We start from the raw sequence: 15,008 nt of genomic DNA, 5'->3' as shown, positions 1-15,008 counted from the left end.
GCATTCAGTACGTTATATCAATTCCGGTTGCACTCATACATGATTGTTGACTGTTGACTGTTGACTGTTGACGGGCGGGTCGAAAAACTGAAGGGTTGAGTGTTAACTGTTGACTGGATTTTATTATTCCGATGCAACCGGAAACGATATTACAAGTCGGAGACAATTGCCCTACAAACAATTGTAGGGCGAGCCAAGCCCACCCTACAAATCAGATTAAATCAGGTAACACATTAATAAGTTTCAACGTGCCAACGGTGTTCTTTTTTCAACTGTTTCTGATAGGCAGCCCATTCAACACCGTACTTGCTAGACGCTGCCGACATTCCTTCATCAATTCCGCCTTCCATACCCTTCAAACCGCAGATATAAGTGTGAGTATTCGGCTTTTGAACTAATTCCCACAATTGGTCTGCGTTCTCTTGAATCCGGTTTTGAATGTACATCTTGCCGCCGTCAGCATTCTTTTGCTCGCGGCTGATGGCATAAGTCAAGCGGAAATTATCGGGGAACTCGCGCTGCAATTGCTCCAACTCTTCCTTATAGAGAATGTTGGGAGTGTAAGCAACTCCCAAGAAGAGCCAAGCTAGACCTTTGAACTTGTAATCCGGATTGTTTTCTTTAAACATCCGCCACAAGTAAGCGCGGAAAGGAGCAATACCCGTACCGGTAGCCATCATAATAATGGTGGCTTCTTCGTCGTCGGGCAACAGCATTTCCTTGCCTACGGGGCCGGTGATTTTGACATCATCCCCAGGTTGCAAACCGGTGAGAAAAGTCGAACAAACACCGAACACTTGTTCGCCAGTTTCTGGGCTTTTGTACTCCAGCCGACGGACGCACAGGGAGATTGTTTTGTCGTCGAGGTGGTCGCCGTGACGGGTGGAGGCGATCGAGTACAGCCGAATTTTGTGAGGTTTGCCGTTTTTATCTGTGCCATCGGGAATAATCCCGATACTTTGACCTTCGAGATAGTGCAAATTGCCTCCAGAAAGGTCAAAGGTGACGTGGCGGACTGTGCCTTCGCCGCCTTCTCTGACTAATTCTTCTGTAGAAATGCACTTACCAATATAGGGATTGGCCGGCTTGTAGAGGTTAACAGGAACCTGAACTTTTTCCTTGGCTTGAGTCATGGGCTTAGTTTCTTCTCCAGATTTCTGACTCTGTAGCCCTGCTTCTGGTGCGACTTTGCCATTTGTTTCGGGAGCGCTGTTTGAGGGGCGGATGCTGACAATTCTTCCACCCATGCGAGCAATCCTACGCATTTCCTGATTCATGCGCTCGTAGGGCACGGAGATAAATACGCTGCCACTACGGCGAATCGGGTTACTTATTTGGTCAGTTGCTTGGCTCTGACGCATACCCTCCACTTCGTAAACAAAGATGCGGCTGCCTGATTCTGAGTTTGCCGCTCCACCAGATAAGCTTGGGCTGTACATTTGTTGATTTTCCTTCACGATACAGAGTTATAAAGAAAGAGAATGTGACGTTAGACTCAATTTACTTTTTTCTTAAGGCCATCGGGACTAATTGGCCGCGCCAATTTTTGGGCCTCGCCACGCCGGCGGGAAGGTTGAAGTTGCGATCGCTCGCGTATCAAATCCCTACTAGCCGAACGCCGCGCTCACCGAGCCCTATTGCGTTCGGCTGTTGACCTATAGCTATTGTTGTCTGCGTACTGCCAATATTTTACCCGATCGGGGCATCTGCCCCGATAAGTCCTTGTGATTTGGGGAGCGCCCCACCAGAGAAAGGAAGATTCGAGGAGTTTAATGAGGTTGAGCTTGTAGGGGGCCGACGCATTCTGGTAAGATTAACCGCTAAAGTTAGTATTAATTACTTGCCTTGAAGATTGCTTGGGTCTTCCCGGGCAGGCAGTCAACTCACTGCTGTATGCTGGTGAGAACTTGATCCTCTCGGGGTAGCAAAGCAGCACAAAACCTGCTTGTGGCTACCTGCGGGCTGAAATTTTGTGGAATCTAGACTTGAGTTAGTTAGTAAACAGTGATTTTGTTAGAGGGAAACTATGACCAGTAAGCCGGATCGCGTGGTTTTAATTGGCGTTGCCGGAGATTCCGGATGCGGAAAATCTACTTTTTTACGCCGATTGACAGATTTGTTCGGGGAAGATTTCGTGACTGTAATCTGCCTCGACGACTATCACAGTCTCGATCGCAAGCAGCGCAAGGAAACAGGGATTACAGCCCTTGACCCCAGAGCCAACAATTTTGACCTGATGGCCGAGCAAATGAAGGCTCTCAAAGAAGGTAATGCGATCGACAAGCCGATTTACAACCACGAAACCGGTATGATCGACCCGCCCGAAAGGGTAGAGCCGAATCACGTGATTGTGATTGAAGGGCTGCATCCGCTGTACGACGAGCGAGTTCGATCGCTCATCGACTTCAGCGTCTACCTCGACATCAGCGACGAGGTAAAAATTGCTTGGAAAATCCAGCGCGACATGGCGGAACGGGGCCACCGTTACGAAGACGTGCTGTTTGCCATCAATGCTCGCAAACCGGATTTTACCGCCTACATCGACCCGCAAAAGCAATATGCTGATGTGGTAATTCAAGTGTTGCCCACCAACTTGATCAAAGATGACAAAGAGCGGAAGGTTCTGCGCGTGCAGATGATCCAGCGCGAAGGTATCGCCAATTTTGAGCCTGCGTATTTGTTTGACGAAGGTTCAACAATTAACTGGGTTCCTTGCGGCCGCAAGCTGACTTGTTCCTATCCCGGAATTAAGATGTACTACGGGCCTGATGCTTTCTACGGTCACGAAGTCTCGATTTTGGAAGTAGATGGTCAATTCGAGAATCTCGAAGAAGTTATTTACATCGAAAGCCATTTGAGCAAGACTTCTGCGAAGTATGAAGGCGAGTTAACTCACCTGTTGCTTCAGCACCGCGAATATCCTGGTTCCAACAATGGAACTGGTTTGTTCCAAGTGTTAGTCGGATTGAAGATGCGGGCGACTTACGAGAAGTTGACTGCAAAAGAAGCGAAAGTGGCTGTTAGTGTTTAGAACGCAGACATGAAAGATTTGGGAGGCGCAATTGCGCCTCTTTTTTTGTGGAGAAATGAACCGCAGAGGGTGATTTTGGCGCAGAGAAGAGTTAGGGCATAATACAATTCATTTCAGAAATATCTAAATTTCAAAAAATGCCTGTATTGCCTATGAAATCGTGAGATGAGATTCGGAAAAAAGCGTTAACCCAAGCATATTGAGTTAGGGTAGAGTGTTTGGCAATAGAGAGTTTAAAAATGTTTTTCATGCTTGATTGAGGGTAGTTCTACTTTCTTGAATTATCTATAGCGGTTCTCGGAAAGATGAGGTATTCATCAATTCATTAACAATCCCCCAATCCTCCAATCCTCCACTCCCCTAATCTAAAATTCTGCAATCTAAGTTGTACCTCATCTTTCTAATAACCGCAATTCGATGCAACCCTGTCTGAATATCGATTAAGAATGCCAAAAACTTTACTGCTGCACCATTACCTCTTCCAGCAATAGCTTCATTCGGTTGCCGATCGCCCCGACATTGGGTTCCTGTAAAATACCTACATGGTCTCCAGGTACATCGTAAATGGTCAGATTGTCTTTGAGATAAGGTTTCCAGCCTAGATCCGGATCGAGACTGACACTTTTGCCATCTTCAGAATCCAGCGCTCTAAACATAACTACTTTGCCAGCATAGGGTTTTGGCACGTAAGCTCGTTCTGCTTGCTGAATTATCTTGTCTGTCATCCAATAGTCTGTGGTGTAAGACATTGACTCTGTAGGTTCTTTCGGCTTAAGGTATCGCCCGATCGTCTTGCGGGCCAGCATTGTCATTGGGTCTGTAAGTGTCATTATTTTATAGACGACACTACGGACGATGTAACCTATACCCTGCTTAGCAATTTTTTGGGTATGGAAGCGCAGCCGCTGCTGAATGGGTAGGGGCTTGCAGGCAGAGGGCAATATGGGATCAAACATCACCAATAACCCTATTTCCTGTCCTTTAGCTGCCAATTTTTGAGCTACCTCAAAAGCAACAATACCTCCAAATGACAAACCACACAAATAATAGGGGCCTTCTGGTTGCACCTTCACGAGTTCATTGATGTAATAGTCTGCGATCGCCTCAACCTGATTGAGTGGTCCATTCATGCGATCTTTAACAAGAGTAATTAAGGCATATATCGGCCGATCTACCCCCAAATATGGAATTAACGGATGATAAATAGACACTCCTTCAAACAGAAATAGTGGTGGCACAGAACCCTTCGGTTGAATCTCAACTAAGGAAAGGCTTTGGTTGGGGATATTCCCTTGACGTAGAATGTCGGCTAATTGTTTGATGGTTGGGGCTTGGAAGATAATCGATAGTGGCCAACTCTGCTGGAACTTTTGGTCAATTTTGTCAGCTAAGCGAGCTGCTAGCAGGGATGTACCGCCTAAATCCATGAAATTATCCGCAGTACCGATCGGCTTAATATTGAGTACCTGCTCCCAAATATGGAGAAGTTGAGTTTCTAGTACATCAGCAGGCAACACAACTTCACCGTACTGAACCAGATCGACAACCTGCGGTTCTGGAAATGCACGACGATCGACTTTACCATTGGGGGTCATGGGGAAGCTCTCCATCACTACAACCGCTGGCGGAATCATGTATGGCGGTAGCTTTGTTTGTAGAAAACTACGCAATGCAGACACCTGAATTGGTTGTCCGTGCTTCGGAATGATATATGCCACTAAGCGCTTTTCACCGGGTACATCTTCCCGTGCCAAAACTATACCTTGTTGCACAGATGGGTACTGTTCCAAATAGGTTTCAATCTCTAGTAACTCAATCCGAAAACCTCGAATTTTTACTTGAAAATCGAGGCGACCAATAAACTCCAACGTTCCATTGGGTAAATAGCGGGCAGTATCCCCTGTTCTGTAAAGTTTGTCTCCAGGTCGATCGCTAAATGGATTAGCAACAAAATTACTTGCAGTGCGTTCTGCCAAATTGAGATATCCCCTCGCAAGCCCTGGGCCGCCAATATACAGTTCTCCAATATCGCCATCTGGCACAAGATTTAGGTTTTCATCCAGAATGTAAATTTGGCTGTTGGGAAGAGGACGACCAATCGGAATGTCTGCTTCACTACTGAGATCGTAATCTTCAGCGATCGGGTCAAAAATGGTGGCCGTCACCGTAGTTTCAGTTGGCCCATAGGCATTGAGCCAACGAGGATATTGCCCAACCAATTGTCGCCATTCACCATACAGAGCCCGAGAGGCTTTTTCTCCGCCCACAATCACCAATCTCACATCTGGCGACATGGGAACGCGTAGCAATGAGAGTCCGCTGACGAGGCCATGCCAAAAAGCAGTTGGCAAGTGCAGAATAGTAATGCGTTCTTGCTCAATAAATTCGAGGAATTGGCGGGTAGAGCTAATACAGTCTTCCGTTCGCAGCACGATTGTTGCACCACTTACCAAGGATGGAAAAACTTCCCCAATGATGGTGTCAAAGCTCATGCTAGAGAATTGAAGTACCCGATCGCCCAATCCAAGATTAAATGCCTGTGCGATCGCCTTGCTGTGGTGAACCATGCCCCGGTGAGCAATCATTACACCCTTGGGATATCCCGTCGAACCAGAGGTGTAAATAACGTAAGCCAAATGCTCGGGCGTTGTCAGCAGAGACAAATTTTCAGTGCTGTATAGCGCCATCTCGTGCCAGTCTGTATCTGGACAAATCACGCGAGCATTGTGTTCTGGCAAAAATTCAACCAGATGCTGTTGAATCAAAATGAATCGCACAGCGGCGTCTTGTAACTGGTACGCTCGACGTTCGTGGGGATAGGTTGGGTCGATCGGCACATAGGCCGCCCCAGCCTTGAGCACCCCCAAAAAGCAAATCACCATTTCCATGCAGCGATTCATAGAGATAGCAATCAGTTCATCCGGTTGCACTCCTAGTGCTTGAAGGTAATGGGCGAGCTGGTTTGCGCGTTGATTTAAGGCATCATAGGTTAATTCTTGCCCTTGAAATGACAGGGCGATCGCATCAGGAGTCTGCTTAACCTGTGCTTCAAACCATTGATGGATACTCACATAGTCAGATCGAGTTAGATCGACTTGAGAGTCCTCGACAGAGGAAATATCGTGAGTATATAATGGAACATCAAAACAGACATCGTGGGTAGTTTTTAGCGCATGAGTTTCCTTGTTGGGTAAGTACCCATCACCACTCGTCAAAAAATCTTGAGAGTTCATCATATTTGTGATTTAAGTAGGGCAAGCGAGCTTAAGAAATGGCAGCGTGTCGCCAACTCCTTCTCCCGCATTCATCCAGCTCACAGCTTTTTGTGGACTGCTTGTTGTGCAGTGTCGAAACTGCCGCAGTGCAGTAATACTGCGTCGAACCAATCTATCACAGTTGCCAGGTCTATCTGAATATGGCGGCGCGAATCAATGCGCTTTTGGGGAACGGAAGTTGTTTCTGGATAATTACTTTTTCTCTTGTTTTAATTATACGGCTTATTAATTAAGCTGTTGTACATCAAGACTGTTTTGGGAATCATCTCATTAGCGAGCGGGGGCGATCGCAGTAAAAAAGCAAAACAGAGATGATCCCTTACTCCTTCAAGGGAGCTAAACTGCTTTGCCTGTAAATGTTTCAGCTATTTACATTTTTTTGTATGCCTTAAAATTTTGTACGTTTTCTTAAGTTGTCACCAATAGGGGAGGGTGTTTGCAAGTAGAGATTTTAAGAAGGTTTTTCCGGCTTCATTGAGGTCGCTATCTAGGGAAAAAGTTAGACTGCGAACTCGGATATCGTCATTTTTTATATCTAGTGGCTGTTTGAGGTTTTGCGGGTAGACGAGAATTGCATTTTGGCACTTTAACGCATTTGCGTAAGCAACTATTTGATGAATGTCATTATTGGCTACTTTATCGGGAGCTTTGTATTTTGTATCGAGGACGTATTGGACTTTTTTTGTTTCACTATCGCCTAGGAGTAAGTCAATCCGATCGAAATAGTTCTGGTCATGGGTGACTCGGTGTTGTTGTTTGACAAAAAAGCGTTTTGGTGTATTTGCTTTGAGCCATTCAGCGACAAATTGTTCATATAAATTAGCCATGTCTATGAGAAAAGGGAGCATTTCGCGATCGCCTGTTTCGTGACTCGGCCCTGTATTATCTAAAAAGAATCGACATAAGGCGTGTAAAAGTTGATAATCTTGATTCAAACGGTGATAATTTCTATCAATACAAGCTTCTGATTTAAAAGGTTTTAATGTAACAAATCCTTGGAGTGCGTGAAAGGCTTTTCGCACAGTAGATGAAACAGATTCACGGCACAAACCGCTGCGACCAATGATGAAGAGTGTCCAAGCGAGTATTTGATTGTCTTCGATGTCGCCTGTTTGTTCGTTATAGTGGCATTTTAGTTTAACATCCCAAGGTTTTTGCAGGGCTGACCGCAAATCGACGCGACCGCGAATGTAGGCGAGTCTTTCTGTTTTGGATAAGTAATCGCGATATAATCCTTTGCGACAGCGTTCTAGAATTTTTTGGGCAAGAATGTTAGCTAATTTCTCGTAACTTTCTTGTAAAGATTGGCACTGAATCGAGCCTTGGGGAAATTTTATCTTAAGGTTGTAGGCATAGTCAAGCATTCCGAAGAGGTTGTTTATGGGAACCTTTGGGCGGATGGCGATGTGAAATTCTGGAGTGATGGGAATGTTGCCAACTCTGCCTTTAGATTTTAATTGCCATTTATATTTAGTTTTAGGGTTGGGAAATTCTATCTCTATTTCCTTGGCATAATTCTGGTATATTTTCTCTCCTACTAATTCGGGGATTGAATTTCGATCAAAGGTTGCTGATTGATATTCTGTGAGTTCGATGATTTGGGGTGATTCTCGTTTCATAGATGCTGTAACGCCGTGTTTGTGGTAATAATGGTAGCGTTAGATTATCAATTGCTGAATTGAGATTCGATTTTATCCCAGAGAAACTCCTCCATTTTTGCCTGATTATCAAAGAAGTATTCTTCGAGGTATGGCTCAATTTCCATTTTCCAAATATCTTGGATATCTTCAGCTAAGGTTTTTGTCAAAAAGAAGGAGATGCCTAGTTCATAGTGTTTGTTGTTAATTGCGCGATTGACATCTTTTAGAATGCTAGTTAATTTATCAACTGGGAAACCTGTTTTCTCTCTCTGGTGATACTCTCGCAGCACTTCATAGTTTGGATAGACGGGGAGGAATGCGAAGCGGCGGCGGAGTGCGTTATCGACTAAGGCAATAGAACGGTCTGCGGTGTTCATTGTGCCGATAATGCGGACATTTGTAGGGATTCTAAATAGTTTACCGCTGGCTAGTGTAATAAAGCGTGCTGTGTCTTGTCGGTCATCTAGGAGATACATTAACTCGCCAAAGACTTGAGAAAGATTTGCGCGATTAATTTCATCAATAATGAGAACGCAAGTGTCTTCACAGGCTTCGGCTTGTTCGCAGAATTCTAGGAATCTACCGGGAACTATTGAGTAGGTTAATTGTCCGTTTAGAGTTATTGGGCGGAGGCCTTCGATAAAGTCTTCGTAGGTGTAGGCTGGGTGAAATTGGATAATGTCTGAGAAACCGTCACCACCGCCGATTAAGTGTTTGGCTAGTTTTTCGGCTATAAAGGTTTTTCCGGTTCCGGGTGGGCCTTGGATGATGGTTTGACCTTTGCGGTTAATGGCGTGTATCCATTGAGTTAGTTGGGTTGTTTGAAAACCTGTAATTTTGGAAATTTTTTCTAGTTGATACACTGGGTTAAATTCCTTTTCATATACTGAAAAATATTCACTAATAAGAATAGGTAAATTCTTATTACTAATCAAAAACAAGGGAAATACTTTTTTAAACGTTTGTGCTACCTTGTAAATTATTTGTTGACTAGAATATCCGAATATTTCTTGTAAGTCAAGCGAGCTACCAACAAAAAAATCATTCACAAAAATCATTTCGTGTGCCAATTTTTGAGATGCTTCTGAAAACTTTTCAGATTCTAATGAATCGACAGGAAGCTTTGTCAAAATACTTTCTAAGAGTTCATAAATACAAGTATATTTGCGAGGTTTATTTATCCCAAGAACAATATCACTCCAAGTAATCTGAAGAGGATAATAATTGCCATCGGGTTGTTTTGCAATGTTATAGTCTAAATAAAACTCATCTTTATTGGGAAGGTTATAACCTTTAAGAATTTCGAGGGAATTAAGATCAGTTCTAAGATTTTTTTTATAATTATATAGCATGAACTCAAACACAGTCTTTTGTGCCTTCAAACCAAAAGTTAATGTGGGGTATTCCAATTTTAACATTAACTGAGGAGCTTCGGGAGGAATCATACTGTTAAAGGCGCAGTAGTCTATAGGGTAGGGGTAGACTACTGCGGATTCCAAATGTTGTGTTTGAATGCGGCCAAAGCTCTCCTGCTTGAGATCTATATATTTTTTAATAAAATCCGGCAACTGCTCTTCTACCTGGCTTAAAATATACTTGACTGGCTCTTCTACATATTTCAACAAATCTTTTTTGTGTATCCTGTAAAAATCAACTCTAGGATTTTCATAAAATTCTGTCAATAGGTTAAATGTGTTTACTGAAAAAGGGCATTCAGGATGTACAAAAACTTTTTTCATTTTTTCTGTATGTTTAAGGTGACTCAATTGTTGTTCTTAAATTATTGTAGCCGATCGCCCTTCCCGACACCAGATATCTGAGATGCGATCGCACCCACCATCATTACCCTCATCAATTGCCCTGCCAAACCAGTAACACTGGCAAAACCTCTAACAACAGTTGCCGGAAAATTTAAACTTGTGTCGAAATAATCTAAACGTGCTATATTCAATTCCGTCAACCCTGAACTGTGCTTTCAGGTAATGCAAATTTACAAACGAGTCAACTGAATGCTCTCTACTTTTAAGAAATTAGCTTCAATTGCAATCATCTTTGCCGCCCTAAAACTTTTACTTAATTATCCGGTTTTCAGAGAAATAGAAAATTATATCGCAAATAGAGACCCAGCAAGTGCTACCTTAGACGCTGGAAATCAGCAGCAAAAATCCAGCAGCCCGCCTCCGTTACCTCCCAAAAAATCACCCGAGCAAAAGTTCGATGTAGTAGTATATGGTGATGAAGTACCGGGGATATGTGCGGCGATATGGGCTAAGAAAACTTTAGGCGCAAAGGGCAAAGTTGCGATCGTGCGATCGAACTACGGAAGAGATCCTTTGGGCGGCTTACTCACCCGCGGCGGTTTAGCTTACATCGATTTAGATAAAATCCCCGGTTGGTATCGCCAACCCTACGCCCAATGTTTTAAGGAATTCTTAGATAAAGCCAATGCGCGCGAATCTTGCTTAGACCCAAAAATGGCAGATCGAGCTCTCAGGCAAATGCTTTCAGCAGCAAAAGTCAAAGTTATTTCCAACTCAACTCTTACTCCCCACGTCGTCCATAAAAAAATTGAATATGCCGAAGTAAAAGGCAGCAATCTAAAAATTAAAGCCAACTCTTTTATTGACGTAACTCAAGACGCGGAATTAGCCAGAAAAGCCGGATTATCTTATTATACAGGATATGAATCTCAAAATATCAAATCAAAAAATGAAACTTTAGCAGTCTCTGTAGTTCCGAGAATTACAGGTATAACAATGTCCGAATTCCGCAGAATAGAAGATGATATTCTTTACAACAGGCCTTTAGTAAAAAAGATTAAAGAAAGCATTACAAAATCTAAAGATCCGGCCAGTACAAAATTCTGGCTGAGGAATTTCTGGAGTACGATTTATCAGCCATATACAGACGGCTACGATATCAGAAGTGTAGCCATAGGCGCAGCGTATCACATAGACAGAAATCTACCATTTAGTCAAAATAAAGGATTCTTTTTTGATAAAGGCAATGTCTGCGTTTATAACAAAAATGTGCTGTCCTGGAACGGGTTTTTGTTTAAATACCAAGTTCACCAAATCATGAAGATGGAAGCTAACGGCAGAAAACCGACTCCTGAAATGATTAAAGAAATGTCACATCTCCAACACTGGCTACAAAAGAAGTCTGGTAAAGATGTGAGAGTATTTATTCCAGACGAGATTTATATCAGGCAAACTTTGAACGTTCGCGATGTGGTAGATCCACTGACGGGGAAGGAGATTATCAAAGGAGGAACAGTACCCGAAAAGTCGATCGGCAGTTTTTCCTACGATTTCGATATGCGGGGCGGAGTCAAGAATTTATCTGCAAGAATTCCGCCGCTGCCAGTCTATAATTTCGGGATTGAAAGCGCTTTGGCTAGCAAAGTCAAGAATTTAGCCATTGTCGGGCGATCGTCTGGTTATGTGGGTATGGCTGTATCCGTCGGGCGAATTGCGACGGTGAATATTTATCAAGGACAAGGTGTGGGCGTGGCGGCTGCCTTGGCTAGCAAGTTCGGCGTACCTCTGAATTCGATTACTTCGGCTGAAACGAAAAAAACTCTGGAGACTTTAACCGGGAAAACTACGTATTTGTCGGGGAGAGATACGAGTTATGGGGTGGATTATAAGGAGGTGAAATAATTAAAGATATTAAGAGGATTTAACCGCAGAGGGCGCAGAGGGCGCAGAGAGGAGAGGGATGAGAGGTTTATTTAGGAGACGATGAGGCGGCGGATTCCTTCTTTTAAAAAGCGGACGTTAAAGTTGATGAGAAGACCGAGAGGATAACCAGTCATTTTCAGATATGATATAACTTGAGCTTCATGGATAGGAAGTATACTTTGAACTGACTTTAATTCAACAACGAGGGTGTTGGCAACCAGCATATCGTATCTGCCTTCCCCAACCACAACACCTTTGTAAATCACATTTACTGTAGGTTGAGGTTCAAAAGGAATTCCCCGGCGCGAGAGTTCTTCACGCAACGAATTCTCATATACCGCTTCCAAAAACCCCGGCCCCAACTCCTTATGAACCTCCATTGCTGCCCCAATCACAGCATAAGTCAACTCATTAAGCTCCTCTCCCAACTCTCCTCTCTCCTCTTCTCAAACCTAGATCGCAATCATAACCCAAAACCCTCCCAGCATTCTTCCCTCTGTGTCCTCTGCGCCCTCTGCGGTTCAAAACTCTTCTCCTCCCTCTCCTGTGGCACAATCTTAAATAAGATCAAACTCTCAAGCCACCATGACCGCAAATCTACCCCCGCAATACGACCCCAAAGCCACCGAAGCCAAATGGCAAAAATACTGGGAAGACAACCAAACCTTCAAAGCTGACCCCGAAGCCGGAGGCGAACCTTACTGCGTCGTCATCCCGCCGCCCAACGTGACCGGCAGCCTCCACATGGGACACGCTTTTGAAGAGACGCTGATTGATGTCCTCGTCCGCTATCACCGCATGACTGGACGCAATACGCTGTGGTTGCCGGGAACGGATCATGCTAGCATCGCAGTTCAAACTATTCTCGAAAGGCAACTCAAAGCAGAAGGCAAAACTCGCCACGATTTAGGCCGAGAAAAATTCTTGGAACGGGCCTGGGAGTGGAAAGCGGAATCCGGCAATACTATTACTAATCAGTTACGCAGTTTGGGCGTGTCTGTCGATTGGTCGCGTGAACGCTTTACGATGGATGAAGGCTTATCCGCTGCGGTTTTAGAAGCGTTTGTCCGGCTGTACGATGAGGGGCTGATTTATCGCGGCAATTACTTGGTGAATTGGTGTCCGGCGAGTCAGTCTGCTGTGTCGGATTTGGAGGTAGACCAGCAGGAAGTTGAAGGCCATTTGTGGCATTTCCGCTATCCTTTGACGGACGGTTCTGGTTATTTGGAGGTGGCGACGACTCGGCCGGAAACGATGTTGGGCGATACAGGGGTGGCTGTGAATCCACAGGACGATCGCTACAAGCATCTTATCGGTAAAACTGTGACTTTGCCGATCGTGAATCGCGAAATCCCAATCATTGCTGATGAGTTTGTCGATCCGACTTTCGGAACTGGTTGTGTCAAGGTGACACCCGCCCACGATCCGAATGACTTCGAGATGGGTAAGCGTCACAATTTGCCGTTTATTAACATCATGAATAAGGACGGCAGTTTAAATGAAAATGCCGGAGAGTTCCAGGGACAAGACCGATTTGTTGCCAGGAAAAATGTGGTGCAGCGGTTAGAAAATGACGGGGTTTTGGTTAAAATAGAAGATTATAAGCATACAGTTCCCTACAGCGAACGCGGCAAAGTTGCGGTCGAACCGTTGATATCTACGCAATGGTTTGTGAAGATAGACCCTCTTTCTCAACGCGCTTTAGAAGCATTAGATCAAAGTAACTCACCAGTCTTTGTTCCTGACAGATGGACAAAGGTTTATCGCGATTGGTTGGTGAAGCTAAAGGATTGGTGTATCTCCAGGCAATTGTGGTGGGGACACCAAATCCCGGCTTGGTATGCTGTTAGCGAAACCCAAGGAGAAATTACTGATACAACACCTTTTATAGTTGCGAAAACTGAAGCTGAAGCTAAGGAAAAAGCTACGGCTAAATTTGGTGATGACGTGCAGCTAGCAAGAGATCCAGACGTATTGGATACTTGGTTTTCGTCCGGGTTGTGGCCTTTCTCAACTTTGGGATGGCCGGATGAAACTAAAGATTTGGAGTTTTACTATCCTACAACTACTTTGGTTACGGGTTTTGATATCATCTTTTTCTGGGTTGCTAGAATGACGATGATGGCGGGACATTTTACTGAAAAGATGCCTTTTGATACTGTTTACATTCACGGTTTGGTATTGGATGAAAACGGTCAGAAAATGTCTAAGAGTAAAAACAACGGTATCGACCCGCTGCTGTTGATTGGCAAGTACGGGACTGATGCTTTGCGCTACACTTTGGTTAAGGAAGTGGTTGGGGCCGGTCAAAATATTCGCATGGAGTACGATCGCAAAACTGATGAATCGAAATCGGTGGAAGCTTCCCGGAATTTCACGAATAAGTTGTGGAATGCCGCTAGGTTTGTGATGATGAATTTGGAGGGACAGACGCCGCAGCAGTTGGGAAGTCCTTCTGGGGGAGGTGGTTTGGAATTGTGCGATCGCTGGATTCTGTCTCGCTATTATCAAGTTGTGCAACAAAGCCGCAATTGTTTGGAAAATTACGGTTTGGGGGAAGCGGCGAAGGGACTTTATGAGTTTATTTGGGGCGATTTCTGTGACTGGTATATTGAGTTAGTCAAGTCTCGCTTGCAACAGGATGCTGAACAAAGTTCTAAGAAAGTGGCACAGCAAACTTTTGCTTTTGTGTTGGAAGGGATTCTGAAACTGCTGCATCCTTTTATGCCACACATTACTGAGGAGATTTGGCACACTCTGACTCAAACAGGTGATGATCAATGTTTGGCTTTGCAGGCTTATCCTGAAGCAAACGCATCACTCATTGATGCTGATTTGGAACAGCAGTTTGAGTTGTTGTTCGGTACAATTCGCACTATTCGCAATTTGCGGGCAGATGCTGATATCAAACCCAGTGTGAAGGTGACGGCGATTTTGCAAAGCGAAAGCGAAAAAGAACGTCAAATCATCTCAGATGGAGGCGTTTACATTCAGGATTTGGCAAAAGTCGAAAATCTGACCGTAACTGCTAGTTTGGATGCAGAATCCCCCCTTGGTAAGGGGGGGCAAGGGGGATCAATTGCTGGGGTGGTCGGTACTGTGCAAGTATTGATTCCTCTGGCTGGGGTGGTCGATTTGGCGGCTTTGCGTGCTAAATTAGAGAAGAAGTTGAGCAAGGTGGAAGCTGAAATTAAGCATACTGCGGCGCGTTTGACTAATCAGAAGTTTGTGGATAAGGCTACTCCTGATGTGGTTCAGGGGGCGAGGGATGCTTTGGCGGAAGCCGAAAAACAGGCGGAGATTTTGCGCGATCGGCTAAAGTTGTTTTAAGAGTTGACAGTTGACTGTTGACAGTGGCGGGGGCGGGTTTACGAGATAG

General features: G+C 44.5%; 9 protein-coding genes. 3 read left to right on the top strand and 6 right to left on the bottom strand.

Going from position 1 to position 15,008, the window contains the following annotated elements; translation table 11 throughout:
* Nucleotides 1–233: 233 nt before the first annotated feature.
* Nucleotides 234–1,439 carry a ferredoxin-NADP reductase gene (locus D0A34_24710; protein UNU21617.1) on the bottom strand — a complete coding sequence of 402 codons (1,206 nt, stop codon included), beginning with the start codon at nt 1,437–1,439 and terminating at the stop codon, nt 234–236.
* A 587-nt stretch (nt 1,440–2,026) separates the two neighbouring features.
* On the opposite strand from D0A34_24710, the gene D0A34_24705 reads away from it, so the two are divergent.
* The gene (locus D0A34_24705; protein UNU21616.1) at nt 2,027–3,031 is read left to right on the top strand and encodes a phosphoribulokinase; all 1,005 of its coding nucleotides are present in this window, start codon (nt 2,027–2,029) and stop codon (nt 3,029–3,031) included.
* A gap of 458 nt (nt 3,032–3,489) precedes the next feature.
* Here D0A34_24705 and D0A34_24700 read toward each other — a convergent pair whose 3' ends face one another.
* The 4 genes from D0A34_24700 to D0A34_24685 all read right to left on the bottom strand — a co-directional run bounded on the left by D0A34_24700 (nt 3,490) and on the right by D0A34_24685 (nt 9,906).
* The gene (locus D0A34_24700) at nt 3,490–6,267 is read right to left on the bottom strand and encodes an amino acid adenylation domain-containing protein (GenBank protein ID UNU21615.1); all 2,778 of its coding nucleotides are present in this window, start codon (nt 6,265–6,267) and stop codon (nt 3,490–3,492) included.
* A gap of 455 nt (nt 6,268–6,722) precedes the next feature.
* Complete coding sequence (locus D0A34_24695; GenBank protein UNU21614.1) at nt 6,723–7,925, bottom strand: restriction endonuclease; 1,203 nt, start codon at nt 7,923–7,925, stop codon at nt 6,723–6,725.
* A gap of 47 nt (nt 7,926–7,972) precedes the next feature.
* Entirely contained in the window at nt 7,973–9,685 is a 1,713-nt protein-coding gene (locus tag D0A34_24690) for an AAA family ATPase (GenBank protein ID UNU21613.1), read from the bottom strand.
* Nucleotides 9,686–9,726: 41 nt separating this feature from the next.
* Nucleotides 9,727–9,906, bottom strand: a complete 180-nt coding sequence (locus D0A34_24685; protein ID UNU21612.1) for a hypothetical protein — start codon at nt 9,904–9,906, stop codon at nt 9,727–9,729.
* Between the two features lie 49 nt (nt 9,907–9,955).
* Here D0A34_24685 and D0A34_24680 point away from each other — a divergent pair, with 49 nt between their 5' ends.
* On the top strand, nt 9,956–11,608 hold the full coding sequence (locus tag D0A34_24680; protein ID UNU21611.1) for an FAD-dependent oxidoreductase: 1,653 nt from the start codon (nt 9,956–9,958) through the stop codon (nt 11,606–11,608).
* Between the two features lie 71 nt (nt 11,609–11,679).
* Here the strand turns inward: D0A34_24680 and D0A34_24675 are convergent, their stop codons facing one another.
* Nucleotides 11,680–12,057, bottom strand: a complete 378-nt coding sequence (locus D0A34_24675) for a GxxExxY protein (GenBank protein ID UNU21610.1) — start codon at nt 12,055–12,057, stop codon at nt 11,680–11,682.
* A gap of 157 nt (nt 12,058–12,214) precedes the next feature.
* Between D0A34_24675 and D0A34_24670 the strand changes: the two genes are divergently transcribed.
* On the top strand, nt 12,215–14,959 hold the full coding sequence (locus D0A34_24670) for a valine--tRNA ligase (protein UNU21609.1): 2,745 nt from the start codon (nt 12,215–12,217) through the stop codon (nt 14,957–14,959).
* The last annotated feature ends 49 nt before the right edge of the window (nt 14,960–15,008 follow it).

Origin of the sequence: Microcoleus vaginatus PCC 9802, from assembly GCA_022701275.1 — a bacterium.
GTDB lineage: Bacteria > Cyanobacteriota > Cyanobacteriia > Cyanobacteriales > Microcoleaceae > Microcoleus > Microcoleus vaginatus_A.
Note: the sequence above shows the minus strand (reverse complement) of the source record. Positions and strands in the feature narration are given on the sequence as shown.